Genomic DNA, 25,141 nt, shown 5'->3' on the forward strand with positions numbered 1-25,141 from the left:
ACTGAGTTGATTTTATTATATAGGAAATTGAGTATTAGTTTTATTTCGAGCAGCCTGTATCCATTATAGGGTTAACCAGAATGACTTTAAAATATCTTATTGATGCTTTTAAAGTCTCAAACCTATACGAATGAGCAGTAGATGTAGCGATCATCTAACGATTAGAACCAACCGCTCTGCAAAAGGTGCTCGGTATTACTCACTTTAAAGCCCTCACATAAATCATAAAAGGCTATCGGGTCTTCTATATTATCGAGCAAATCTCGTTTGTTTAGTGCCACAAATAGCGCTAAAGCATAAGCGGCGCTGTGAATAGACTTTTTGGGATTGAAGGTGATATCGGTAAAGGCTTGATACTGCATTACCTCGCTATGGAGCTGTGTATTTTGTTTAAGCGCGTTGACGTATAGCCAATCATAAAACATGGTTAGCGGCTCTAAATTCCACTCCATCTCAGAGTCATTGTAACCAATAAGCTGACCTGAATGGTGTAAGCGCTCATCTTTTTTGGCTTGTCTTGGCGGCGCATCAAGCAGGTCAGTAAAGGGGCCACCGCGCTCAAACACCTTACTCGCCTGAAAGATATTCTCCACGCTATATTGCCCGCCACTGTGCTCATCAGTGAGCTGCAAACTGAGTGGGCTGACTAAGAAACTTAACTTATTGCCCGATTTACTTGATAGCTCTAAAACATTATTAAAGCCGTATTTTTTACGGATGACCTGATGCAAGTCGTTGATAGATTTTTTCTTTTGACGGCTGGCAAATCCGACATGGCGCTCAAAGCGAACCATATCTGTTTTGACTAGGTTGTCACTATTGACTCTGGGCATAAATACCGGTCTTTGTTCTACAGCGTTTTGATTTTGTGGCATGGTTTATAGTCTTTATTCGATTTCGATAGGCATTATAGCAAGAGTTGAGTTGATATTGGCTTTGATAACGACTCGCGGGTGATATAACCTTCAACCTCTCTACAAGGCCAACGTTTATTGTTATCCTGAGCCTGTTAGCCTGTTAGCCTCTTGATTTAATTAAAGCGGTCGTCAGCCAAATTCAGTATTGAGTTAACTGCAGTTCTGGCTTATGCTTTTTGATGGTTTATTGATAAGAGAAAGTATTATGTTTGCACATATCGACTACTACCCTGGCGATCCTATTTTAAGCTTGATGGATAAGTTCGTCGCTGATAGTAATCCGCATAAAGTCAATTTAGGCATCGGCGTCTATTACGATGAAGCTGGTAAGCTACCGGTGCTTGAATGCGTCAAGACGGCTGAGCGCATGATCGCCAATCCGGTCACCCCGCGCCCCTATCTGCCGATGGCAGGATTGCTCGGGCATCGGGTCGCTTGTCAAAACCTACTCTTCGGTCAAGACTCTAAAATATTAGCACAGAAGCGGGTGGCGACTATTGCTACCCTTGGCGGTTCAGGCGCGCTCAAGGTCGGCGCTGAGTTTATTCGAGAATGGTTTCCGCAGTCTAAATGCTACGTCAGTGACCCAACTTGGAGTAATCATATTGCTATCTTTGCAGGCTGTGATATCGAAGTGGGCAGCTACCCTTATTATGATAACGCTACTAGTCGCCTAAAGTTTGAAGCAATGCTCGATTTTATTGACCAACTAAACCCGTATGACGTAGTGCTTATGCATCCTTGCTGCCACAACCCGACAGGTATGGATCTATCTACTGAGCAATGGGATAAGGTATTGGATATTATCAAACAGCGCCAGCTTATTCCCTTTATGGACATTGCTTATCAAGGCTTTGGCGAAGATATGGAGCAAGACGCTTATGCTATACGCAAAGCGGCTGATATGGGTCTGCCGGTATTCGTTAGTAACTCGTTCTCCAAAAACCTATCACTATATGGTGAACGTGTTGGCGGTCTCTCTGTAGTTTGCCCCACTAGCGATGAGACTGAGCGTGTGTTCGGGCAGCTCAACTACACCGTGCGCCGTATCTATACCAGCCCGCCTTCGCACGGTGGTCATGTGGTCGACATCGTGATGAATGATGAAGAGCTACAGCAGCAATGGGTAAGCGAGGTCTATGGGATGCGCGATCGTATCCAAGCAATGCGCTTAAAGCTTAAATCGGTATTAGAGGCTAAGCTGCCTGAGCATAATTTTGACTATTTGACTCGGCAAAAAGGCATGTTCAGCTTTACTGGTCTTACAGCGGCGCAGATTGAGCGTTTGCAAAATGAGTTTGGGGTTTATTTGGTGTCCAACTCGCGGATGTGTATGGCAGGTCTTAATGTCAATAATGTCGACTACGTCGCTGAGTCGATCGCGTCGGTGCTCACAAATTAAAAGTTGAGCGGTCAGAACAGCTTATCGCTTTAATTACATTAATCACATCATTAATTAAAAAAAGGACAGAATAACTATATTCTGTCCTCTTTCATTTTCAGTCTATTTAAAATCAATTGCTAATTAATTTTAAAAAAGGTAATGATTACGCAAGCATACCACCATCCACGAGCACACAAGCGCCAGTAGTATAACTCGACGCGTCTGACACTAAGTACAATACGGTGCCTGCCATCTCATCAGGGTCGGCCACGCGCCCTAGCGGAATCGCATGTAGTGCCATATTTAATACTTTATCATTTGACGTCAGTGCTGAGGCAAATTTGGTATCAGTAAGGCCTGGTAATAAAGCGTTGACACGGATATTGAACGGGCCACATTCTTTGGCAAACGATTTAGTCATGCTGATAACAGCAGCTTTGGTAATTGAATAGATGCCTTGCTTGTCACCAGCGACAATGCCGTTGACCGAGGCGGTGTTTAAAATAACGCCGCCGCCCTGCTCTTTCATCATTTTGCCCGCTGCAATAGACATAAAGAAATAACCACGAATATTGACATCGACAGTCTTTTTAAATGCGCCCAAATCAGTATCTAAGATATGGCCATAATAAGGGTTGGCCGCGGCATTATTGACTAAGATATCGATTTGACCAAATTCGCTTTTGATGTGCTCAAAGATGGCATCAATCTGATCCATCTCGCCGACGTGACAAGCATAAGCACTGGCTTTATCGCCGTTCTCTACAATACTATCAGCAACCGCTTGGCAAGCGTCAATCTTACGGCTTGAAACGATAACGTGCGCACCGCGTGATGCCAGCAAGCGCGCAATAGATTCGCCAATACCGCGACTCGCGCCTGTAACTAAGGCAATCTTCCCTGTTAAATCAAATAAATCTTTCATTACTCCTCCATAATATTCTTAAATATCTAATGATTACGCTAACATACCACCATCTAAAGTAAAGGCATGACCATTCATAAAGCTGCTCTCATCGCTGGCAAGCCAAGCGATAGCGCCTGAGATTTCTTCTACTTGACCTAAGCGGCGCAGCGGACTGGCTTTAATAGTGGCCTGCTGAGCACGCTCATCCATTTTTGCCATGGTGTTCTGTACCATCGGTGTATCAATGAAGCTTGGGCACACGGCATTGAAGCGAATGTTTGCGCGAGCATACTCGTGAGCCGCTGACTTTGTGAGCCCCATAACGCCATGCTTAGCTGCACTATAAGCAGATAATAATGGCGCAGAGCGCAAGCCTGCGATAGAGGCCACATTGATCACATGGCCGCCGCCATTAGGCGCTAAGCAAGCAACTGCCGCTCGCATACAGTGCCAAACGCCTTTGAGATTCACCGCGATATTTTTATCAAAATCGTCATCGCTCAGCTCATGCATCGGTTTGGGTGCATGGTCGATACCGGCATTATTAATGACCACATCAAGGCCACCAAGCTCGCTCATAGCGAACTTAAATAGCGCGCGAACATCATCACCATCGGTGACATCGACTCGTCTAAAGGTAATGCTATGATTGGCCTCTAGCGCTTCTTTATAGACGCTATCACCAAGCTCTTCGTTTCTATCGCCGATCACGACCTTTGCGCCGCGACTGGCTAATAACTTAGCGCTCGCCGCACCAATGCCGGAGGCGCCGCCCGTAATCAAAATGCGTTTGCCTGCAACGTTTGAGGCAGGTAGGTTGCTTAAATTGTTTGCTGCAAGTCCATTGCTAGTCATCAGTTATTCCTTTACTTGTAAAATAAGTTTGCCAAAGTTTTCACCATTAAATAACATCATTAGCGTCTCTGGGAACGTCTCAATCCCTTTGACGATATGATCTTTTACCGTGATATCTCCTGCTTGAATCCAGCCGGCGATATCTTTCATCGCTACCGGGTACTCTTTGATATTATCAAACACGACGATGCCTTCCATACGCGCGCGATTGACCAGCAAAGATAGATAGTTGGCAGGGCCTTTGACCGCTGTCGTATTATTATACTGACTAATCGCACCGCAAATCACAATACGCGCATGGACATTAATTTGAGTTAAGACGTCATCTAGAATCTCACCACCGACGTTATCGAAATATACATCAACGCCGTCAGGACATGCTTGCTGAAGCGCTTTTTTGACGTTCTCGTTTTTGTAATCGACCGCGGCATCGAAGCCTAACTCATCAATCAAAAACTGACATTTCTCAGGACCACCGGCGATACCAACGACACGGCAGCCTTTGATTTTGGCGATTTGTCCAACTAGGCCGCCGACAGCTCCCGCCGCTCCTGAGACCACTACCGTCTCGCCAGCTTTGGGCTCGCCGGTCTTTAGCAGACCGAAATAGCCAGTCATTCCTGGCATACCGAGCACGCCAAGATAATAAGGCAGCGGCGCTAGATTCGGATCGACCTTATACAAACCCTTGCCATCACTGACCGCATAGGACTGCACACCGTTATGACCAGAGACGAAATCACCAACGTTGAATTTGTCGTTATTACTTTCGATGACTTCGCCAACCGTACCAGCACGCATGACATCGCCTATTTGCACCGGCTCAATGTAGGATTTGGCATCGTTTAACCAACCGCGCATCGCAGGATCAATAGAGATATAATCAATTCTAATTAAGATCTCGCCATCACCAATACTAGGTACTTCGGTCTCGGTATAGTCCCAAGTATCGCGGCTCGGTTTGCCTGTCGGTCTCTCTTTGAGTCGCCACTGCTTATTGATCGGTGTATTTTCAGCTGTCATTATTTATTCCTTTAAATTAATTTTGTGTTCGTGCCATTTATCGAGTCTAAAACCACTCTACTTCCATATCGGTACAGACTGAATTATCGTTGTTTAATAAGTCAATATCACGCTGAATCGTTGGCAACTCCCAGTCGATAAAGTATTTGGCCGCTTGAATTTTACCATGGTAGAAGTTTTGCTTATCGCTCGCCTGTTCCTGAGCCAATAGCTGCTCAGCTGTGCTTGCTTGACGAATCCACATCCAGCTCACCACGATTGAGGCAAAGATATTCATCAATGCTTGCGCGTTACCCGTCAATGTCAGCGCTTTTTCGGTCGGTAGTATTTTGCTTAAATGCACAAGCACTTCATGCAAATGCTCAGTGTAAGGCATCAGCTTGCCTGCGAGCTTCGCCGACTCAGGCGTCGTGATACTTTGCAAGTCATTAGTAATCTCACGCTTAAGAACTTGCATCCCTAAGCCTTGATTTTGCCAAATTTTACGAAATGACAAATCAAGCGCCTGTACGCCGTTCGTGCCTTCATGAATAGGGTTCAGACGGTTATCACGCCAGAATTGCTCGGCATGATATTCGCGTGTATATCCGGCGCCGCCTAATACCTGAATGCCTAAATCATTGGCTTTGGGCCCATACTCTGATGGCCAAGCTTTGATCACTGGCGTTAATAAATCTAATAATTCGGATAGCTCGTTCTGTAGCGTGTCATCATCGCTGGTATTGATACGGTCAATTAAGTTTGAGCCGTACAGACACAATGCTATTGCGCCTTCGGTATAAGCTTTTTGCGCAAGCAGCATCCGCTTGACATCGCCATGATTGATAATAGCCGTAGCGTCATGCTCAGGCTTATTGTTCGGAGCGATACGGCCTTGGGTTCTGTCTTTAGCATAATCAAGCGAGTACTGATAGCCACGATAGCCGATCATCGCCGCGCCAAAGCCGACACCGATACGCGCTTCATTCATCATCTTGAACATATAGCGTAGACCAAAGTGCGGCTCGCCGACTAGGTAACCATAACATTCGCCTTTATCACCGAAGCTCAGCGCGGTAGACGTCGTACCGCGGTAGCCAAGCTTATGCAGCAGCCCTGTCAAATGTACATCGTTACGCTCGCCGATGGAGCCATCCTCTTTTAAGCGATACTTCGGCACCACAAAGAGCGAGATGCCCTTCACGCCGGCAGGTCCGCCTGGGATTTTGGCCAGCACTAAATGCACAATATTGTCAGACAGCTCATGGTCGCCGCCTGAGATGTAGATTTTGCTGCCTTTAATGCGATATGAGCCGTCTTCTTGCTCGGTGGCAGTTGTTTTGATATCCGCTAGTGAAGAGCCCGCGTGCGGTTCGGTCAACGCCATCGTACCGGTGAACTCACCTGTCAGCATACGCGGCATAAAGGCATCTTTGACGTCCTCACTGGCAAAATGCGAGATAACATTGATCGCGGCTGTCGTCAAGAACGGATAAGCGGTAGTCGACGGATTCGCCGCCATAAAATAACCTGCGACTGCGGTCATTACCGTCTCAGGTAGCTGCATACCACCAACTTCAAAAGAGTAACGACCAGCGATAAAGCCGGAGTCACGAAAAGCATCAAAGGCGACTTTGACATCGTCGATCATGCTGACGGTTTTGCCATCGAACTGCGGCTCATCTTTGTCCGCGAGATGATTGTGCGGTAAAAACAAATCCGTCGCGATCTTATCTGCAGTATCTAGCACGGCATCAAAGGTTTCGCGGTTATGTTCTGAAAACTTAGTATGTTCAGTTAAACGCTCAACATCTAACACATCGTAGAGCTGGAAAGGTAGTTCATATTCGTTAATCAAAGTATCGGTCGCCATAATATTCCCTTGTTATTAAAGCTCATCATTAGCATTAGAGTAATCATAAGCTAAATTTTTGCTTTACCGTATTGTCATTTATGACATAATTGAGGTGAAAAACGACATTGGTATGACACTGGTATAAAGAGTGCCTGCATAATAATAGTCAATAAGGAGAGTAGCCAATGCCGCAAACCAAGCCCTATGAAGTGATTATCCTCGGATTTGATGGCGTGCTCGGTAGCGTGCTTTCAGGAGCGCTGGACTTGTTTTCTTTTACTGGCGTCAGCTGGCAGCGTTTTTTGGATTTAGAAGTAAAGCCAAAGTTTAAGGTGCAGATTGCAAGCCTTGGCGGTGTGGATATCACCGCCAGTAATCGGCTAGTGATTCAAGCACACTGCGATATCACTACAGTGAGCAAGTGTGACTTACTCCTTATCCCAACCATTGGCGACTCGATAGACAAGGTACTCAAACAAAACGCAAAGCTGCTACCGCATTTGCAGCGTTTGGACGCAACTGAGGCTGATATCGCAAGCAATTGTAGCGGCGCTTTTTTTCTAGCTGAGGCAGGACTCCTCGATGGCAAAACCGCGACTACCCATTGGGGCTACGCTGATAAATTTAAAAGTGATTACCCCTTAGTTGACTTACAAGACAATCAGTTTGTCACTCAATCAGGGAATATATTTTGCGCGGCAGGAGGGAGCGCTTTTTATGATTTAGCACTGCTACTCATTGAGCGTTATTGCGGCCGTGAGGTCTCAACGCAAGTAGCCAAGACTCAGATTATTGATAGCAAAAGAGGCAGTCAAAACAGCTATACCAACGTGACGCTGCATAAGCCGCACGGCGATACACTAGTCAAACAAGTGCAAGAGTATATCGAAAACAACTTCGCTCAGCCGCTACAAGTCAGTGATTTAGCTACCATTGTCAATGTCACGCCGCGTACGCTGAATAGACGCTTTCAGACCAGTATCGATATGCGCCCTATTGAATATATTCAAGCAGTGCGAATTGAGCAGGCCAAGAGGCTGCTTGAATCACAAGCCGTCACTATCAAGTCGCTTGCCTATCAGGTTGGCTATAGCGATCTTTCCTCATTTACCCGGCTTTTTAAGCGAGCGACCGAGCTGACGCCAAAGGAGTATCGAGATAAGTTTTCGCGGCTAGCGATTTAAAGACGAAGTCTTGCAAGCCGCAAATTTAGGTTTTATAGCTGTATTCAATATAGCTGATCCAAAAATTAACGCACTAAAATCACTGGCGAGACTGTACTCGCCAAAATCTCAGTCGTCGTACTGCCTAGGAACATCTGCTGCCACTTAGAATGACCATAAGCGCCAATCACCATAATATCGATATGATGTTCTAGTTGAAAATTGAGTAGGCCATTGACTGCATCGCCTTGCGGCAGATGGTGACAGTCAATACTATAGCCTGCATTTAGTAACTCTGCAGCTGCCGCGGATAGGCTATTTTTGGAAGTGCTATCGTGATTACCCACCATCACTAAGTGGCCTGGTAGCTTTTTTAGCACTTCGCTCTTAGCGATGCGTTTGATGACTTTGATAGCAGTTTTACTCGCGTCAAAAGCAATCATATAACTGCTTGGCTCTTGAAACGGCTCTGAACAAATCAAAATGGGTACATTCGATGCGCGCGCAACGGTTTCGATTTGACTGCCAATATTGATGCGGCTATTTTTGTGGTCCTCACCGCGGCGCCCCATGACGATCGCGCGGTTCATATCACTGAAATGCTCGATAGCAGGTAATAGCTTGCTATGACGCTGATAGATATCAACGGCGACATCGAAATGGCTATTGATATAGCTTTTTGCGTCATTCACCAAGGCGGCGCTATAATTGTTAGCCACCTTGGCTCGGCGTTCATCTATCTCCGACAACTCCTGTAATAGAATCTGACGACTGTCAACGCCAATGCTCCCTGAGAGGTCACGCCTAACTGAGGCTGGCACTTCGATTGTATTCAACAAAGCAACCGGCAGACTCAGCCGATTAGCGTACCATGCGGCGTAACCACAAATGGACTCGGTCACTGCCGAGCCATCAATACAAGCTAAAATATGTTGCGTCGCCATAATTTATCCTTAAATACGCTGAGTGCATTATCCTAATATTGATACTCATATTTATAGCAGATTATTAACCCGTATTGATAGTATTTCTAAAATTTAAAACAAATATCTAATCTCTGATTTGTAATTGCTGCCAGTCTTCTCGGCTTATTCTATATAGTACATGCGGCGCAAGCGGATGATTGGCATTTAACATAGGGTGATCAAAGACCTGATTAGTATTAGTCATTCCTAAGCGCTGCATCAGGCGCTGTGACGGCTGATTGCTTATAGCGGTAAAGGCGACTACTTCCTCAAGAGCTAAGACGTCAAAAGCGTATTTTAGCGCCGCCTGTGCGGCCTCTAACGCGTAGCCGTTACGCCAATAGTCTTTATGCAGGCGCCATGCAATCTCTACACCTGTAAAAGGCATATCGGCGTGAATTTGGTTTAACCCCACCATGCCAATAAAGGTATCAGCAGCACCCTCTTTAAGACTAACGGCCCAAAACCCCCAGCCGTTATCCTCAATCAGTTGTTGGCATTTATTGGCGATGAGATTACTTGTCTGTTTAGAGAGTACCTTAGGAAAATACTGCATGACTTCGCTATCTGCATTCATCTCGGCAAAAACTGGCAAATCACTAGGCTGCCATTGCCTTAACAGCAAACGTTCGGTTGCTAGCGTCGCAGTCGGTTTTATCATAGTTTGAAACCGCAATTAAGGTGGGTTTTGGGCTAGAGGAAGAATGGACTAAAAAATTATAGATAAATTGTTTACACCGTTTGAATCGCTTTAAACACTGACTCTATAACTCAAATCACCCGCCTCATCACCCGTCATTCCACGAAAACCCCAACAATGCGCAGGCTGCTCTTTAATGGTAATCTCAACATCGATCGTCTTGATACCAAGCTGAGATTCAATCTGCTGAAATAACGTTTTGATGAGCGCTTTTTGCGTAGCCATCGTCCGCCCTGCCATCATGTTGATTTCGATGACGGTATAAGCCGCTGACCGATCACTAGGATAATAAAAATCTTCCGCATTAAGCGGTACAAAACGCTGAGCCTTTTTGCCTTCTGGCATCCCTAGTACCGACTGCATACAGTAAGGTAGCAATAGTCATAAAATCATCCTTGATAGTGGTATATTAACGGTAAAAAGTAAGTACGTTCAGTTTGTCATCCACTCTTTACTACAAATAACTTCTTTAGCTAAAAACAAAGCAGACAAACATAGTTGCAAAAATAGCTGGGTTAAGCAATAACGATCTATACAACCTTAAGGTCACATTAAACTCAATAAAACTCTAAGACAATAAGCTCATTATATATTGAGAAAACTTCAAAAAAAGTAACGTAAGCTAAATAAACCGCTATGGTAGCAGATAGACTATTATTATGGTCTAAATAATACGCTTAGAGGTCAGCTATGAACATCTTAATTGCGCCCGACTCCTTTAAACAAAGTCTTGAAGCTTTAGAGGTCTGCCGGGCTATCGAATCTGGGTTTAGGCAAGTATTTACGGATGCTACCTACACGCTACTACCAATGGCTGATGGCGGCGAAGGCACTACTGCAGCGCTATCCTACGCGCTTGAGGGGCGCTGGATAACGACCAAGGTGCATGACCCTTTAATGAGAGCTGTTGATGCAAATTACTTGCTGCTAGCGGATAACACCGCGGTGATAGAAATTGCAGAAGCTTGCGGTTTAGCCTTATTGACGAGTGCCGAGCAAAACCCCTTAATAACGAGTAGCTACGGCGTAGGTGAACTTATCTTAGATGCGTTAGAGAACGGTGCACAGCGCTTTATCATAGGTTTGGGCGGTAGCGCTACTAATGACGCAGGCCTTGGTATGCTTATGGCTTTAGGCGTTAGATTTTATGATGCGAATGATAATGCGTTAACCCAAGGCGGCGCGCAATTAGCCAATGTGCAGCGTATCGATACCTCTACCTTACACCCAAAAACTAAAGCGTTACTGGCACAAAGTACGCGCCCTTTTGCAGTCGCCTGTGATGTAACTAACCCTCTATGCGGCGTCAATGGAGCTAGTGCTGTCTTCGGTCCACAAAAGGGCGGGAGCGACAAGCAAGTCGCTATTTTAGATAAAGCACTAGCGCATTTTGCCCATATTTATACGCAGCAGAACATGCAAGATGATAATGATGACTATCAAAAAGTAGCAGGTGCTGGAGCGGCAGGTGGATTAGGGTTTGCGTTTATGGCTTTTCTTGATTCAGAGCTGCAATCCGGCTTTGATCTTATCGCTAAGGCTACGCGTTTATCAGCGCATATTGCTAAGGCTGACTTGGTCATTACTGGAGAAGGAAAGCTCGATGCTCAGACCATGATGGGGAAAGTCGCTAATGGTGTTGGCCTGATGGCAAAAGCGCAAAATAAACCGGTCATCGCAATCTGCGGTGCGGTTGACCATGAGGACTATCATAAAAGCGCTCATAATGAATCTGCCATGAACACTTTGTTCGCTGTGGTCATGCCTAGTATTCAGCAGCTTGCGCCTATTGATGAGGTATTCAATAGCGCTTATACCAATATCGAGACCACTGCTCTAAATCTTGCCGCAGCGATGTGTTTAGGGGAAAAACTGAACTAGGCCGCTGCTAGTCAGACTTTTAGTAGCGCATCCAAAAACAGTCTTATAAAAAAAACACCCCTTAGCTATGCAATAACCAAGGGGTGTTTGTTACTCAGGTTTATACTAAAAAAACTTACTTAATGCGCATATCACCCGTCTCAACGAAACGCTGATGCCAAGACAAAGACTCTTCTAAGATATGCGGCGTTTGCATGCCGGCCTTTTCAGCGGCAGAAGCACGATCGAAGTAATCTTGCAGCATCGGACGATAGTCTGGATGCGCGCAATTATCGATAATGGCTTGCGCGCGCTGACGTGGCGCTAAACCGCGTAGATCGGCCAAGCCCTGCTCAGTGACGATTACCATGACGTCATGCTCAGTGTGATCATGATGCGAGACCATCGGCGTAATACAAGAAATAGCGCCGTCTTTCGCCGTTGACGGGCTGACAAAGAACGAAGTGTAAGCGTTACGGGCAAAGTCTCCTGAACCACCTAGGCCGTTCATCATGCTCGTACCCATAACGTGAGTCGAGTTGACGTTGCCATACAGATCGCACTCAATCATCGCATTGATCGCAAGCACACCTAGGCGACGTGAGACCTCAGGATGGTTGGTAATCTCTTGTGGACGTAGTACGATGCGCGCGCGCAGCTCTTCGATATTGGCATTAAAAGTCTCTAGCGCTACTGGGCTTAACGATAGCGCTGTCGCCGAAGCCATCGTCATTTTACCAGACATAATCAGATCGAGCATACCGTCTTGTAGTACTTCGGTATAACCGGTTAAGTTCTCGAACGGACTATTCTCAAGTCCAGCTAGTACTGCATTAGCGACGTTACCGACGCCTGATTGGATCGGTAGTAGATTCTTCGGCATGCGGCCTTTTTTGACTTCCTCATGGAAAAAATCAATGATGTGGCTGGCGATTTTGTTTGATTTTTCGTCCGGATCAGCGAACTTACTGTTACGATCTGGCGAGTCAGTTAATACCACAGCGACCACTTTATCTAAATCGCAATGTAAGTAGGGCACACCAATGCGGCCACCTGGAGTGACTAGCGGAATTGGCTTACGATTGGGCGGCATACCGATATCGTTAAAGACATCATGCATACCCTCAAGCATTAAGCTCTGCTGAGCATTAACTTCTAGGATAATCTTATCGGCATTTTCAAGCCAAGCATTACTCGTACCAATTGAGGTCGATGGAATCAGGCGACCGTCAGGCAAGATACCAGCCACTTCTACCACCGCCATATGCATATCACCATAAAAGCCTATGGTGCTTTGCTGAGCGACGTGTGATAAGTGCATATCAAAATAAAAGGCTTTACCCGCGTTGATTTGCTTACGCAAGGCTGGCTCTGATTGATACGGCGTACGCCATTTGATGCCGTTAGCCTCTGCTAATACGCCGTCACATTCGGTAGCAGTAGAGGCGCCCGTTAATAAACCAATTTGAAAGTCTTCACCGCGAGCGTGCGCCGCTTCCATGTGCTTAGCAAGGGCAGCTGGAATAGCTTTTGGATAGCCCGCCCCTGTAAATCCGCTCATACCAACATTCATATCGTTTTTGATAAAGCGAGCTGCTTCCTCAGCCGACATGATTTTTTTGTTTAGTCCTTCGTGCAGTACGCGACCTTCATGATTCATTGAACTCATATTATTTTCCTTCAACTTCCTTATTAAATTAAACTCTTAATACAGTAATAAGAGCGTGTAAAAACAACGCTACAAATGCAGCGTCCGTTTCATATTGAAAAACTAAGTCCTGGCTGTAGTATCAATCTTGCTTTGCTAACAAGGTCGTTAGCAGCTCATCGATTTCAACCTTAAATTCTTTATCTTCGCTTTTATTCGCGGCGATTTTAGCATTCTGCAGATTTTCGATAGCTTTATCGGTTTGATTTAATTCAATTTGCAAAACTGCCATCGAAAAAGCTATCGAAGCTAAGTGATCCTTGGCATTGATAGCTTGCGCTTTGGCTAGTGCTTTATCATAAATAATAAGTGCTGCATCAAGATCTTCGGTAAAATCTGCCAATGTCTCCCACTGCTCGGGATGATCTTTATCCGTATCTTCATTGTCCACACAGAGCGCTTTTAGCTCAGCATAAAACCCGTCAAAGGCGGCTTGATCGCCTATTCGGTCTGCTTCTAACAGCTCTTCAGCTAACAGATAGATAGCCTTATAAATCTTCGTATTGATTTTGCGATTGCTCATCAGCGGGACTCTTAACTCTGTAACTCAGGATAGATGACTTTAGTGTCAACTCTTTTAGTAGAAGTCGCTTTATTAAAAAAGACAGGATAGCCGGTATCATGTCTTTTCAGCTCAGCTGCTGCCTACTCAGCTGCGATAGCGATCATCTCAACGAGTAACTCGGGGCGCGCAAGAGCGGACTCACCGCAAGCACGAGCTGGTGGCTGCACCCCTTCAAACCACTTATCATAAACCTCATTCATCGCGGCAAAGTCTGCCATATCCTTAATCCACACGGTCACCGAGAGAAGTTTGGATTTGTCACTACCGACTTCGTTGAGTAAGCTCTCAATCTTCTCTAAGCAAGTGAGCGTTTGCGCTTTGATATCGTCTTCCGCGTTGCCGACTTGACCACACAGATAAATGGTCTGATTGTGAATGACGGTTCTGCTCATACGCTGAGTGCTATGGAGCTTCTTAATCATGGGTTGTCCTTAAGTTATTAAGCAAAATTTATTGAGCAGATGATTAAAACACCAGTCATCAATAGGGCAAGCCAAATGGCGGCTAAAAATATAGCGTTATTTTTTGGTGAAACGCTGAGCATTAAATGGCGCAACATCGACAGTCAACGGCTTATTATGGATCAGCTCTTCAACTAGGCGACCAGTGATAGGCCCTAACGTGAAACCTTGGTGACTGTGCCCAAAAGCAAACCATAACTTGTCGTGCTTATCGGCAGGTCCGATAACCGGTTTCATATCTGGCATACAAGGACGCGAGCCGGCCCACGCCTCGCTCTCTACCGCGTCTTCTAAAGGTAGAATTTTGCGAGCCAGCTTGAGTACGGTCTTGAGTTGCCCGAAGTTCTTTGGCGCGTTCATCGTCGTCATCTCAGCGCCCGTCGTGATACGAATGCCTTGCTGCATTGGCCCCATGACAAAGCCTTTATCCATATCGAACATACTATGATGAATGGTATTTTTTTCATGGAGTTTAAAATGCTGATGATAGCCGCGCATAGGGAATAGTGGCAGAGTATAGCCCAGTGGTTTGATCAGCTCATTGGACCAAGGACCTGCAGCAATGACCAGATTATCACTATAGTAAGTGTCGGTATCAGTGACCACTTTCCAGCCCTGAGCCTCATTACTGTTGTCAGGCTGAATCTCGGTGACATTGCTCTCAAGTATCGAGCCGCCCATCTGCTCGAAGTTCTTAGCGTAAGCTTTGACTAGGAAGCTTGGGTTAGACACCTGCCAAGAGTTTAACCAATGAATAGCGCCGACAAAACCGTCAAAATTAGCATTTGGTTCTAAGGCTTTTAACTCTTCTAAGCTGAGTACTTTATGCTCTACGCCTTGCGCGCGGTCGACTTCAGCGGTATCGGCAGCGGCTTTTAGTGTCTCTTTTGAGCGATGCAGCTGCAACCAACCATCACGAGTGATAAGCTCATCAGCGCCAGATGCCTCAATCATCGTTTGATGCTCGCTAGTACAATGCGCAATCAAGGTTTGCCATTCACTCTCAATCTTCTTGACTGAGGCCGGCGATGAGTACTTCCAGTACTGTAATAGCGCCTGATGGTAACGCAGAATAGCCGGAACTCGGTAGCGTATATCGGTGCCTTGATTGGGCAGGACGCGAAACACTTCAGTAATCTGACGCGGAAAAGGATGGGTATGGATAGCTTCGCGTTGAATAAGACCAGCATTACCATACGAGGTCTCAAGACCTGGCAGCTTTCTGTCGAGCATTAGTACTTTAGAATTGTTCTTTTGTAGATGCCAAGCAGTTGAGGTGCCGACCATGCCCGCACCAATAACAATAACGTCATAACGCATAACATACCTTTCAAATAGTAAAAACCATGCCGTAGTAGCAGTTTTAAGGTAGATGAGACAGAAAATTTAAAGTGGTTATGGTAACGCATTATAGCGAATATTAAAGCACTAATTAACAATAAATTTTTCAATGAATTACTTTTAGTTATATATAACTATAAATCTAATAACTTAAAGATATTCTAGCTATTGTTTTAAGTGTATTTGAGCAGTATTTGGTCAGTATCTAAATAGTATTGGCATTAAAAATAGTGAGTTTTTATTGCTAAATAATAAACAAGTAAAGTATAGAACTAAGCTTATAGAGCACGGTATAAAAACACCTATTCTACCACCATACTGGATCAGCACTCGCCAGCGCCGCGAGCCCTTTTAGTGATGACTTCACCTCGACCTTATCTGCGGGCAGCTCGGCGATAAACCTTGAGGGCTTATCAAAATAGCCAGAATAACTGGCGAAGTAATCCGGCGCGGTTAAGTAGAGTTTGTTTTTGGCACGGCTGCAGGCCACATAAAACAGCTTACGCTCCTCTTCTAACTCCTCAAAATCATCTAAAGATCGATGATGCGGCGTCATGCCATCAACAAGTGAATTGACAAACACTATCGGCCATTCAAGTCCTTTAGCGCTATGAATGGTTGAGATAGTAACCTTATCATTGTCATCGTCCTCAGGCTTATCGGCCGCTGCGACAGAGTCATTGGGCGGATCAAGCGCTAGGTTTTCTAGGAAGTCATCGAGACTATTGTGCTCATTGGCTAGGTTTTTTAGCACGCGAAAGTCCTCACTCCGCTCGCGCCAATTCTCCTCGGCCGTCTTTAAAATAGGAATGTAAAACTCTAAAATCAGCTCAATAGTCGTCGCGACCGACTGCGCTTGTTGCGCTTTACTTAGAGTCATATATAACGGCTCAAGCTGCGGACTTTTTTTACTAAATTTCGGTAATAACAGCGGCTCAAACGAGTTGTCAGCGCCATTGATAGCTTGTGTGAGACGCGTGGCGGTGACCGCCCCTACCCCTTTAAACAAGGTCAATATACGGTGCCAAGCAATGGTGTCGTTGGGGTTATACAGGATCTTGATAAAGGCAAGGACGTCTTTGACATGGCGACGCTCAACGAACTTGATGCCGCCGACAACAATAAACGGAATACCGCGCTCCATAAACTCCAGCTGCACGTAGTTGGACTGAAAAGAGGTGCGGCACAGTACCGCATAATCGCTGTAATCATAGTCGGCTTTGTGCGCGGCGATTGTATCGGCGATATATTTCGCCTCTTTTGTCTCATCACTAGCGCGGCTAAAGACCGGCTTATCACCGGTTATGCTAGCGTTTGAATAAAGTTGCTTTTGATAGCCCAAGGTGATTTGCGCAGATAAGGCATTGACATAGTCGAGCACGGCTGGGGTGCTACGATAGTTTTGCTCAAGCTTAATCAGTTTCGCCTCAGGGTAAGTCTCGCCAAAGAGTAGGATATTCTCGTAATTAGCGCCGCGAAAGGCATAGATACTTTGATTGTCGTCACCGACGACCATCAGTGATACTGAGGCCGGGGCGCAGATCAGATCGATCAGCTGCTTTTGCGGAATATTAGTATCTTGATATTCATCGACCATCACGTAGCGATAACTCTCTTGTAGCAGCTGGCGAAACTTATCATTGGTTTTTAGATGACGCACCACTTGACTGATAATATCATCAAAATCGTATAAGTGATTGGCACGCTTATACTCATGAAAATCAATCGCCAATTGCTCGATGATCGGAATATGTATGGCGATATCAGGATAATTGTCCTCAACCAGCTCAGAGATAGGGATACGCCGATTTCTAGAGGTCGAAAACAGATTTTGTAAGGTGCGCTTACGCGGAAACGCTTGTTTCTTGGTTTGCACCGGGTACTTTTTTTCTTTGTATATCAGATCTATAGCGTCCTCGCTATCGCCAGTATCCAAAATTGTAAAGCGCGGATTGATACCGAGCAAACCTGAATACTGACGCAGCAGCCTGTTGCAGAACGAATGAAACGTGCCGCTAGTGATATCGTTAAGCGCTTTGCTAGTTGGTGCTATATGAGTAGACAGAGCATCTTCAGATAACTGCTCATCCGTCAGGCTATTGGTTAACAAGGCTTTAGCGCGGCTTTTGATCTCATTTGCTGCTTTACGGGTAAAAGTTAAGAGCAGGATTTGCTTTGCTGCAACGCCGTTCTCGAGCAAATAACTGGTACGGTAAGTGAGAGTTTTGGTTTTGCCGGAGCCGGCTCCCGCGATCACAAGTACTTTACCCTCGATAGTCGTTGCTGCTAACAGCTGATTGAGATTGAGCTCACTGGCATAATCAACTTTCAACTCACTGCTCATAACGATATCAGTATCGCTATCGGCGTCAATCAAATTAGCCTCAAGCTTTTTTATCGCTTGTTGCAGCTGCTCGAGTTTGGGTTTGATATCAGCGAAGTTTTGCGGATAGTGATAAGTTTCAGTATTAAAGACAGTGGTTTGCATGATTGGCAATACCCTTTTGCTTAGTCGTTTTGGCTCTATAGCTCTATGATTTGGCTTGACGATGTTTTAGAGTTTGGTCTTATACTTTTGGTCTTTACTATAGCGCTCAATATGAAAAGCTGATCATCAATACTATCAATGACCAGCTCCAAAACCAATAACTAGAAATAATCAACAACCATAATTAAAACTACGCTGATATTAACGTCCTAGTACGGCACGCGGATCGATAGGATTACCATTGAGACGCACTTGGAACTCTAGGCCAACTTGATTGGTCTGCCCGCTGCTACCCATCGTTGCGATACGTTGTCCGCTTTGGACTTGCTCGCCCTCGCTTACTAACAGCTGACTATTATGAGCATAAGCGGTAATGTAGTTATCGCTATGACGAATCATAATCAAGTTACCATATTCTTCTAGCCCATTACCTGCATAAAGCACGGTACCGCTTTGGCTTGCCTGCACCGGATCGCCCTCTTGGCCTGCAAACCACATACCCATATTACCGCCTGCTGCATCAAAATTGCGGATGACTTGGTTTTGGCTAGGATATAGGTAGCCTGAGGTAGAAGTGGCTGTGTTCTGATAAGCTGGCACTGTAGAAGGCGCTGGTACAGGATTAGGGTTGTACGTTGGACGAGATTGGACAGGCTGACGATTGTTGACATTATAAGTAGTATTAGTAGCCGCTTGACTGCCTTGCCAAAGCTTGAGCCACTGACCACTATAGATCGTGTATTTACTATCTAGGTTATTAATCGCGCCGATTTGACGATAGTTCAGACCATAGCGCTGTGCAATTTGACTGACAGTATCGCCGCGCTTAACCAGATGATAATTAGGCACGCCTTGGCTATTGGTGACAATCGTGGGACCGGCAGCGCTGCTGCTCTGATAAGTCGGTTTGGTCGCGCAGCCGCTCATAGCCAGCGTCGCTACGCTCAATGAGCTAACAAGGGCGGTGGTTAGTGTTGACTTACGAGTAAGCTTCTTCATAAAATTTTCCTATAGTTCATGTACGCCATGCTCTTCATGGACAGGATGGACAGGCTATAAATTAATGATTAAACGGCAATTAAACGGACAAGTGCTTATAGTGATGAATACTCATGTTTACTGATATTTCGATTGCTGATAGTTTGGTTACTACTATTGTTATGAGCGCTAATCAGGCACAAGTGCAGCATCGCTTTTATAGTGCTAAAGTCGATAACGTCTCTAAGCTCTCAAGCGGTGTATGGTGCAATCTGACCGGTGACAAGCTCACATACCGCTCTGCCAACGCCTGAGCATCGGTAACATTATTGGTAATATCGTGATTATTGTGACGCTGATTCGCTGCAGTTGATCGTGCTAAGCTTGTTTGCGTTTCTGCAGTCGCTTCGTTTAACTCAGTCTCTAGCGGCGTGTGCGTCGACTTACGCAAGCACAGCCAATAAGCATCGCGGCCGCGTGGATCGATGATATGATGTACCGGTTTGGCAATCTGGCTATGGGTCAAGCAAGTCAGCCTACGCCCTTGGATATCACTCGCCTGCTCAACATCAGGAATATTGACGTTGAGCACATGATACGGCATGGCTTTGAGCGCAGTTAGGATACTCGTCTCAGTGATAAGCTTGACGATCTCTGCAGCGGCTATGGTATAGTGACTTGCTTCATCATCGAGACTACCTTGATCCGCATTACTAGCGCCGCCTGCCAGTGAGGTTGCAATAGCAGGCACGCCGAAGACTTGAGCCGTTAACGCAGCGCCAAAGGTACCAGAGAATAAGACGTCTTGACCAAGGTTGGCTCCAGAATTAATCCCAGTAATGACGCAGTCGAAGCTCACACCACAGTAGAGCTCATGCAGCGCCAAGTATATACAATCAGCCGGCGTGCCATTAACAGCGATAAACCCTAGAGCGGTTTTTTGGGTATATAAAGGTTGGGTGATACGTAAGGCACTAGCAGAACCGCTTTGCTCAGAATCAGGCGCGACCACGTACACCTCTGCAATCTCAGAGAGCGCACGATATAACGCCAATAACCCTGGAGCATGTACCCCGTCATCATTACTAATCAAAAACTTCATATTGGCTGAACATACCTAATAGGGTTTGGTGAGTCATAACTTGTACTATTTATTTTTATAAAATAACGCTATCCTTGCCGCATCAAACCAATAGTTGAATAAAGCAAAGAGTCAAAACATAGCGCTATTATAATATAAAATGACAAACTAAGGCTTTATCCTTGAGATGTCAAATAGATTGAGCGAGTAAATTTTTAGCGACTCTAGCAGCTATACTAAGAGCCCCTACTCTTCGATCTAATATTTGGCCTATGGATAGATTAAATCTCGATAAACATGATGTAAGATAACAATAATAAGCTACCGGTTAATGTTAGGGTAACCTATTTAAATATACTACCGCTATGTTGCTATAAAACGCCTTTAGCTCACAATACATCTACAGATCGACTCATATTTTATGTGACATTTTATGCTTTTACTATTACCATGATACCACTCAATAATGTTAAGCGAGCGTGATACCGGATGACTAATAAATTGATATTCTCTACTCTTTTTGTTGCCAAAAAAATGGCTTCTAAAGTTGGCATTGCCAGTCTCATCATGTCCGCTGCGATGTTGTCCCAAGTTAGCCAAGCAGCCGATAATGTAGCCACTACTATTCCTCTTGATATGTCTGGCATGAATATTACCAAGCATGAAATTGCGGTTATGCAAGTACTATCTGAGATCTGCCCCTCGATGCTCAATGGTCAGCAAAAACAGCGCTTTTATAAGTCTTATAACGTACAGCTTCAAGAGCTGATGCCTACATTAGAAGACCCTAAAGCTGCTATTCAATATTTATCTACTCAGCAAGACTACCGTCAAATCCTACAAGGTATTCGCAGTTGGACGATGGGGTTTTCAAAAAGTGAAAACAAAGCACTTTGCCAAGATTTAGCTGATGCCCCTTATTAATGTCTTTATCATTCAAATACTTTGAGATAGATATTGCATCGTACTGATGACGATTTATGTTTTTAGCAACTTGATCAATGACTACCCAATTGGCGATTACTCAAAAAAGCTTGTCGGCGCTACTCTCAACTTTTGAGACGCGCTGCAAGCTTTTGTTGTTTTATAGCTGACTGCTTTTTTAGGCTTGTAGACAAGAAGCTGTTTTTAGCCTCATAAAGTCTCGGCAATACTAAAGCCTTATTGACTAAACCTGATAAATTTAATCAATACCGCTATCTACTATTGCCGCTTATAGGTTTTTCGATTATTCTTGCAAGCAGCAGTCGCTATCACTGCTATCGCTAAGCGGGTTATGGCGCTATGATAGCTCTGATATAGCTTTTTTAGCACTTCCTAAACAAGCCCATATTCTTTGTTTTATCGCCCTTATCATACTAGATTTTGTGCTCTATACTCACTGTATGGTTATGATAAGGGTTCATTTAATGTCTATTCAAAGCAGCTTGCAGACGGTTTTGCGGTTCATTTACGATAGATACTTTTGGTTTTATGATGTGGTGTAATAATTTATGACAGTTAAGCGTGTAAAACAACAGCTTGTACAATTAGTAATCGGTGTTAGTGTTTCAATCGGTGCAGTAGCCGCCAATGCCGCCATCCAACCACCGACCATGGACAATACCGCTTACGTATTGATGGATTACAACACCGGCGAGATATTGGCACAGAAAAACGCCAACCAGCCATTGCCTCCCGCTTCATTGACCAAAATGATGACCAGTTACATCATTGAGCAGCGTCTGGCTTCAGGCGACTTGAGCGAAGATGAGCAAGTGCTGATGAGTGAAAATGCTTGGTGCCGCGGCAGTAGCAGCCAGTCTTGTATGTATGTGCCGGTGAATCAAACAGCCAGCGTTATCGATATGCTGCGCGGAATCATTATTCAATCGGGTAATGATGCCTCAAAGGCTATGGCCGAGCACATTGCGGGTAGTGAATCTTCGTTTGCGATTTTGATGAATGAGCAAGCGCAAAAACTAGGTATGGAAAATACCAACTTCATGAACTCCACTGGTATGCCAGATGAAGGTCATGAGGCTTCTGCACTAGATTTAGCTAAGCTTGCCCGCGCTATCATAAAAAATAGCGGCGAATACTATGATCTGTATGCTGAAAAAGAGTTTACTTATAATGGCATCACCCAAGGCAACCGTAACGCCTTACTCGCTACAGACCCTACTGTCGATGGTCTAAAGACCGGTCATACCAATGCAGCCGGTTACTGCTTAGTTGCATCAAGCGAGCGTGATGATATGCGTCTAATATCAGTAATCATGGGTACTAAGAGTGCACAAGATCGAGCTGATCAGTCGCGCGAGTTACTCAATTGGGGCTATGGTCATTTTACTACCGTCACCAAAGCCCCGGCGGGTCAATTCGTCAGCAAGATACCTGTCTGGTTCGGTGAAGCAGAAGAGATTGAGCTTGCAACCGCAGACAACCTAAAAATACTAACGACTAAAACACAAAAAAATAAAATCACCACCGTGGTTGATATTCCAGAGAGTTTAGAGGCGCCTATCACTAAAGGCCAAGAAGTCGGTAAAATGATGGCAGTCATTGAAGGCAAGGCCGTAGCTTCGACCCCTATTATTGCTACTAATGATGTAGAACAATCTGGATTTTTTAGTCGTATGTGGCAACATGTAGTACGCTGGGCACAGAACTTATTTTAATCTGTAACGGCGGACTATATGGAATCTTAGTCAAGTATTGACTTGACTGTAATATCAAAAAACGATAAAAAACGATAAAAAACGATAAAGAAAATAGACGCTATACTCTTTTCAAAGGCCAGACTTTATCGGCTTAGCTTTTAAAAAACTTAGCCTTTGAAAATCAGTAGCTAGCGTCTTTTTTTATCAACTTATAGAGTGTTTTACTGTTCTCAGTAGCCGGATAGCAGAAGTCTACCCCTGCAGCTTTCAGTGAGTATTCAAAATTATCTAAATTATCTTGCTTGTGCGGCGGATACCAATAAATAATTAATACTCGGTAGCGACTTTCTTCAGCGCGTATCAGCCGCGCCATTTGTATTGCCTTTTCTGGTAGCACCTCTTGGGTGATCATCACCATATCTACTTGAGTCTTACTGAGTTTTTGTAGGACTGATAATTCATGCTGCTTGGCACTGACTGTCGCACCAAAGCCGCGTAGCTGCTCAGCTAACACTCCTATATCCTCATTATAGTAACAAAGGATACTTAACCCGGCGAATGGCTTTTGCGAATAGCGCGACTGACTTTGATAAACGCTTTGTAGCGGGAGAATCACGGTAAATTGACTACCTACATTGGGCTCACTTGCAACGTCGATGGACCCTCCAAGTAGCTGTACAATCTGTGATAGCACCGGCAAGCCCAGGCCTACACCTTCATAGTGCCGAGTACCACTAGGATCGACCTGAAAAAACGGCGTGAAAATATCCTCAAAATACTTATTATCAATACCGATCCCTGTATCTTTCACCTTAATCTCCCAGCGCACACTAGTATTAAAATGCGTCAGCTGCGACTCAACGCTGATCTCACCACTGTCGGTGAATTTAATAGCGTTTTCAAGCAAAGTGGTCAGTATCTGCTTAATTTTATCGGCATCGCCTTTAAGCTTATAATCAATGTGATGAATGCGGCTAGTCAGCTCAAGTTCCTTTTGTTTTGCCACTTCCTCAAACTCAGTAAACAAGTCTGATAATAGCTGCAAGGGATTAAACTCAGTCACATGAATACTCATCTGACCTTTTTCTATTCTATTGAGCTGAATGATTTGCTCAATCGTTGCCTCTAAACGCTGACTGCCTTTATGAATAATGGATAACGAATCTTTTTGCTCAGCACTAGCATACTGGCTCTCTAATAGCTGTAAGCCGCCCGCGATAGCATTCAGCGAGGTTTTAAGCTCATGAGTAATCATACTCTGAAAACTATTGCGCTGCGTGTTGAGAGACAGGTCTTTATTATGTAACTGCTGCTCATAGGCTGCTAGAGAACGAAGCTTATCTTCCAGCACTTTTGAGCGATTAAATAAACTCGCCAATGCCAGCCTCATATCTCTAGTTTCTTTAAAGCTCAAGCGTTGCTGGATTACCGGTAGCTGCTCGGCGTCTGGGTTACTGACAACGATCTGACACACTTTGGCTAATTCCGTCGCACTATCGGCGACCCAAGTTAAACGGCGCAGCAGCAGCAACATACTGATGATTGTCGCGCCAATAATAATAAATAATAGCCAAGCGTTTTGATACAACCATTCGCTTCGTAGTTTATGGATATCTAAAGTGATATTAAGATACCCAATCAAGACGTCTTGCGCTCCTAGAGGACTACTCTCTACTACGCTGCCACTGTTTACCCCATCGCTAGTACTAGTATCTATGCCACTGTTTGTCGCTGAGGGCTGATAGTAGCTACTCGTGCTCAGATAGCGACTGGTCACTGGCTCATTAAAGCTCATACTATCGGCAAACCAAGCATTATACCAATCACGGTTTTGCTGCTCGATATCGATTTTATCGAGCGCTAATACAGGTGAGTCAGAAGAGTAAAACACGATACTGCTAAGCGTAGGGTCGCCGGCTAGCAAGATATCAACTTGCTGTGCCACTAGGCTTGCACCGTCTACAGTCGAGGCGCTATTGACGAGTAGCTCTGATAACTGCTGTACTTGCAGACGTTGCTGCTTATAGTGCTGCACAAAGCCATAATAAAAAGACAAAAAGGACATCACGATAGCAATCAGCAACACGGCTTGAAAAACCGTGCGCCGAATAAGGGAAGAAACAGTTACTGAGGAGGGGTTACTCATATTACTCACTTGAGTCAAAAGAGCTTAGAGATCTAAGCGCTGACGATACAGCGCACGGTTATCAATCTGTCATACGCTCTATCATAAAATAAAAAGGCAAGGAATACGAATGACTCCTTGCCT

General features: G+C 44.9%; 21 protein-coding genes. 5 read left to right on the forward strand and 16 right to left on the reverse strand.

The genetic code is table 11. The features are described from left to right. Nucleotides 1-161: 161 nt before the first annotated feature. On the reverse strand, nucleotides 162-875 hold the full coding sequence (locus AAEY83_RS05405; protein ID WP_025643692.1) for a DarT1-associated NADAR antitoxin family protein: 714 nt from the start codon (nucleotides 873-875) through the stop codon (nucleotides 162-164). A 247-nt stretch (nucleotides 876-1,122) separates the two neighbouring features. Between AAEY83_RS05405 and AAEY83_RS05410 the strand changes: the two genes are divergently transcribed. Then, nucleotides 1,123-2,319, forward strand: a complete 1,197-nt coding sequence (locus tag AAEY83_RS05410) for an amino acid aminotransferase (RefSeq protein WP_025643693.1) — start codon at nucleotides 1,123-1,125, stop codon at nucleotides 2,317-2,319. A 145-nt stretch (nucleotides 2,320-2,464) separates the two neighbouring features. On the opposite strand, the gene AAEY83_RS05415 is transcribed toward AAEY83_RS05410, so the two are convergent. From AAEY83_RS05415 to AAEY83_RS05430, 4 genes are read right to left on the reverse strand one after another with little or no spacing between them, the layout of a single operon-like run. Further along, complete coding sequence (locus tag AAEY83_RS05415) at nucleotides 2,465-3,226, reverse strand: SDR family oxidoreductase (RefSeq protein WP_025643694.1); 762 nt, start codon at nucleotides 3,224-3,226, stop codon at nucleotides 2,465-2,467. Between the two features lie 33 nt (nucleotides 3,227-3,259). Beyond that, complete coding sequence (locus tag AAEY83_RS05420; protein WP_025643695.1) at nucleotides 3,260-4,063, reverse strand: SDR family NAD(P)-dependent oxidoreductase; 804 nt, start codon at nucleotides 4,061-4,063, stop codon at nucleotides 3,260-3,262. Nucleotides 4,064-4,066: 3 nt separating this feature from the next. Further along, a complete protein-coding gene (locus AAEY83_RS05425; RefSeq protein WP_037058517.1) occupies nucleotides 4,067-5,086 on the reverse strand; it encodes an NADP-dependent oxidoreductase in 1,020 nt (339 codons plus the stop codon). A gap of 46 nt (nucleotides 5,087-5,132) precedes the next feature. Next, nucleotides 5,133-6,938, reverse strand: a complete 1,806-nt coding sequence (locus tag AAEY83_RS05430) for an acyl-CoA dehydrogenase family protein (RefSeq protein ID WP_025643697.1) — start codon at nucleotides 6,936-6,938, stop codon at nucleotides 5,133-5,135. Nucleotides 6,939-7,105: 167 nt separating this feature from the next. On the opposite strand from AAEY83_RS05430, the gene AAEY83_RS05435 reads away from it, so the two are divergent. After that, nucleotides 7,106-8,104: a GlxA family transcriptional regulator gene (locus AAEY83_RS05435; RefSeq protein WP_025643698.1), complete on the forward strand. Its 999-nt coding sequence runs from the start codon at nucleotides 7,106-7,108 to the stop codon at nucleotides 8,102-8,104. A gap of 65 nt (nucleotides 8,105-8,169) precedes the next feature. Here the strand turns inward: AAEY83_RS05435 and AAEY83_RS05440 are convergent, their stop codons facing one another. From AAEY83_RS05440 to AAEY83_RS05450, 3 genes are all read right to left on the reverse strand, one after another. After that, nucleotides 8,170-9,027 carry a universal stress protein gene (locus AAEY83_RS05440; RefSeq protein ID WP_025643699.1) on the reverse strand — a complete coding sequence of 286 codons (858 nt, stop codon included), beginning with the start codon at nucleotides 9,025-9,027 and terminating at the stop codon, nucleotides 8,170-8,172. Nucleotides 9,028-9,133: 106 nt separating this feature from the next. Further along, nucleotides 9,134-9,709, reverse strand: a complete 576-nt coding sequence (locus AAEY83_RS05445) for a GNAT family N-acetyltransferase (protein WP_037058519.1) — start codon at nucleotides 9,707-9,709, stop codon at nucleotides 9,134-9,136. A gap of 90 nt (nucleotides 9,710-9,799) precedes the next feature. Continuing rightward, on the reverse strand, nucleotides 9,800-10,126 hold the full coding sequence (locus AAEY83_RS05450; RefSeq protein ID WP_051397452.1) for a tautomerase family protein: 327 nt from the start codon (nucleotides 10,124-10,126) through the stop codon (nucleotides 9,800-9,802). Between the two features lie 312 nt (nucleotides 10,127-10,438). On the opposite strand from AAEY83_RS05450, the gene AAEY83_RS05455 reads away from it, so the two are divergent. After that, nucleotides 10,439-11,629 (forward strand): glycerate kinase, encoded by a 1,191-nt coding sequence (locus tag AAEY83_RS05455; protein ID WP_025643701.1) that lies wholly within the window; start codon nucleotides 10,439-10,441, stop codon nucleotides 11,627-11,629. Nucleotides 11,630-11,744: 115 nt separating this feature from the next. On the opposite strand, the gene scpC is transcribed toward AAEY83_RS05455, so the two are convergent. The 7 genes from scpC to surE form a co-directional block, all read right to left on the reverse strand. Continuing rightward, nucleotides 11,745-13,277, reverse strand: coding sequence for a succinyl-CoA:acetate CoA-transferase ScpC (scpC, locus tag AAEY83_RS05460; RefSeq protein ID WP_025643702.1), 1,533 nt, complete (start codon nucleotides 13,275-13,277; stop codon nucleotides 11,745-11,747). A gap of 121 nt (nucleotides 13,278-13,398) precedes the next feature. Next, complete coding sequence (locus tag AAEY83_RS05465; protein ID WP_037058521.1) at nucleotides 13,399-13,839, reverse strand: hypothetical protein; 441 nt, start codon at nucleotides 13,837-13,839, stop codon at nucleotides 13,399-13,401. Between the two features lie 122 nt (nucleotides 13,840-13,961). Beyond that, nucleotides 13,962-14,300, reverse strand: coding sequence for a RidA family protein (locus AAEY83_RS05470; protein ID WP_025643704.1), 339 nt, complete (start codon nucleotides 14,298-14,300; stop codon nucleotides 13,962-13,964). A gap of 99 nt (nucleotides 14,301-14,399) precedes the next feature. Next, on the reverse strand, nucleotides 14,400-15,662 hold the full coding sequence (locus AAEY83_RS05475) for an NAD(P)/FAD-dependent oxidoreductase (protein ID WP_025643706.1): 1,263 nt from the start codon (nucleotides 15,660-15,662) through the stop codon (nucleotides 14,400-14,402). 328 nt (nucleotides 15,663-15,990) lie between these two features. Next, complete coding sequence (locus tag AAEY83_RS05480) at nucleotides 15,991-18,171, reverse strand: ATP-dependent helicase (protein ID WP_025643708.1); 2,181 nt, start codon at nucleotides 18,169-18,171, stop codon at nucleotides 15,991-15,993. A 201-nt stretch (nucleotides 18,172-18,372) separates the two neighbouring features. Continuing rightward, a complete protein-coding gene (locus AAEY83_RS05485; RefSeq protein ID WP_025643710.1) occupies nucleotides 18,373-19,170 on the reverse strand; it encodes a peptidoglycan DD-metalloendopeptidase family protein in 798 nt (265 codons plus the stop codon). Between the two features lie 196 nt (nucleotides 19,171-19,366). Then, the gene (gene surE, locus AAEY83_RS05490; protein ID WP_025643712.1) at nucleotides 19,367-20,251 is read right to left on the reverse strand and encodes a 5'/3'-nucleotidase SurE; all 885 of its coding nucleotides are present in this window, start codon (nucleotides 20,249-20,251) and stop codon (nucleotides 19,367-19,369) included. A 468-nt stretch (nucleotides 20,252-20,719) separates the two neighbouring features. On the opposite strand from surE, the gene AAEY83_RS05495 reads away from it, so the two are divergent. Both AAEY83_RS05495 and AAEY83_RS05500 read left to right on the forward strand, forming a co-directional pair. After that, nucleotides 20,720-21,154 (forward strand): MCR_0457 family protein, encoded by a 435-nt coding sequence (locus AAEY83_RS05495; protein ID WP_025643714.1) that lies wholly within the window; start codon nucleotides 20,720-20,722, stop codon nucleotides 21,152-21,154. A 569-nt stretch (nucleotides 21,155-21,723) separates the two neighbouring features. Then, nucleotides 21,724-22,890, forward strand: coding sequence for a D-alanyl-D-alanine carboxypeptidase family protein (locus tag AAEY83_RS05500; protein ID WP_025643715.1), 1,167 nt, complete (start codon nucleotides 21,724-21,726; stop codon nucleotides 22,888-22,890). 163 nt (nucleotides 22,891-23,053) lie between these two features. Here AAEY83_RS05500 and AAEY83_RS05505 read toward each other — a convergent pair whose 3' ends face one another. Then, on the reverse strand, nucleotides 23,054-25,018 hold the full coding sequence (locus AAEY83_RS05505; RefSeq protein ID WP_025643716.1) for a sensor histidine kinase: 1,965 nt from the start codon (nucleotides 25,016-25,018) through the stop codon (nucleotides 23,054-23,056). Nucleotides 25,019-25,141: the final 123 nt, after the last annotated feature.

The sequence above is a fragment of the Psychrobacter sp. TB20-MNA-CIBAN-0197 genome, assembly GCF_040309765.1.
GTDB classification, from domain to species: Bacteria; Pseudomonadota; Gammaproteobacteria; order Pseudomonadales; family Moraxellaceae; genus Psychrobacter; species Psychrobacter submarinus.

What these genes read in the sequence shown, in the direction of transcription:
- AAEY83_RS05425 (WP_037058517.1), bottom strand. Translation starts at nt 5,086, where the DNA reads ATGACAGCTGAAAATACACCGATCAATAAGCAGTGGCGACTCAAAGAG.
- AAEY83_RS05480 (WP_025643708.1), bottom strand. Translation starts at nt 18,171, where the DNA reads ATGCAAACCACTGTCTTTAATACTGAAACTTATCACTATCCGCAAAAC.
- AAEY83_RS05485 (WP_025643710.1), bottom strand. Translation starts at nt 19,170, where the DNA reads ATGAAGAAGCTTACTCGTAAGTCAACACTAACCACCGCCCTTGTTAGC.
- AAEY83_RS05445 (WP_037058519.1), bottom strand. Translation starts at nt 9,709, where the DNA reads ATGATAAAACCGACTGCGACGCTAGCAACCGAACGTTTGCTGTTAAGG.
- surE (WP_025643712.1), bottom strand. Translation starts at nt 20,251, where the DNA reads ATGAAGTTTTTGATTAGTAATGATGACGGGGTACATGCTCCAGGGTTA.
- AAEY83_RS05435 (WP_025643698.1), top strand. Translation starts at nt 7,106, where the DNA reads ATGCCGCAAACCAAGCCCTATGAAGTGATTATCCTCGGATTTGATGGC.
- AAEY83_RS05420 (WP_025643695.1), bottom strand. Translation starts at nt 4,063, where the DNA reads ATGACTAGCAATGGACTTGCAGCAAACAATTTAAGCAACCTACCTGCC.
- AAEY83_RS05440 (WP_025643699.1), bottom strand. Translation starts at nt 9,027, where the DNA reads ATGGCGACGCAACATATTTTAGCTTGTATTGATGGCTCGGCAGTGACC.
- AAEY83_RS05410 (WP_025643693.1), top strand. Translation starts at nt 1,123, where the DNA reads ATGTTTGCACATATCGACTACTACCCTGGCGATCCTATTTTAAGCTTG.
- AAEY83_RS05505 (WP_025643716.1), bottom strand. Translation starts at nt 25,018, where the DNA reads ATGAGTAACCCCTCCTCAGTAACTGTTTCTTCCCTTATTCGGCGCACG.
- AAEY83_RS05465 (WP_037058521.1), bottom strand. Translation starts at nt 13,839, where the DNA reads ATGAGCAATCGCAAAATCAATACGAAGATTTATAAGGCTATCTATCTG.
- AAEY83_RS05455 (WP_025643701.1), top strand. Translation starts at nt 10,439, where the DNA reads ATGAACATCTTAATTGCGCCCGACTCCTTTAAACAAAGTCTTGAAGCT.
- AAEY83_RS05500 (WP_025643715.1), top strand. Translation starts at nt 21,724, where the DNA reads ATGACAGTTAAGCGTGTAAAACAACAGCTTGTACAATTAGTAATCGGT.
- AAEY83_RS05430 (WP_025643697.1), bottom strand. Translation starts at nt 6,938, where the DNA reads ATGGCGACCGATACTTTGATTAACGAATATGAACTACCTTTCCAGCTC.
- AAEY83_RS05405 (WP_025643692.1), bottom strand. Translation starts at nt 875, where the DNA reads ATGCCACAAAATCAAAACGCTGTAGAACAAAGACCGGTATTTATGCCC.
- AAEY83_RS05495 (WP_025643714.1), top strand. Translation starts at nt 20,720, where the DNA reads ATGACTAATAAATTGATATTCTCTACTCTTTTTGTTGCCAAAAAAATG.
- AAEY83_RS05415 (WP_025643694.1), bottom strand. Translation starts at nt 3,226, where the DNA reads ATGAAAGATTTATTTGATTTAACAGGGAAGATTGCCTTAGTTACAGGC.
- AAEY83_RS05475 (WP_025643706.1), bottom strand. Translation starts at nt 15,662, where the DNA reads ATGCGTTATGACGTTATTGTTATTGGTGCGGGCATGGTCGGCACCTCA.
- scpC (WP_025643702.1), bottom strand. Translation starts at nt 13,277, where the DNA reads ATGAGTTCAATGAATCATGAAGGTCGCGTACTGCACGAAGGACTAAAC.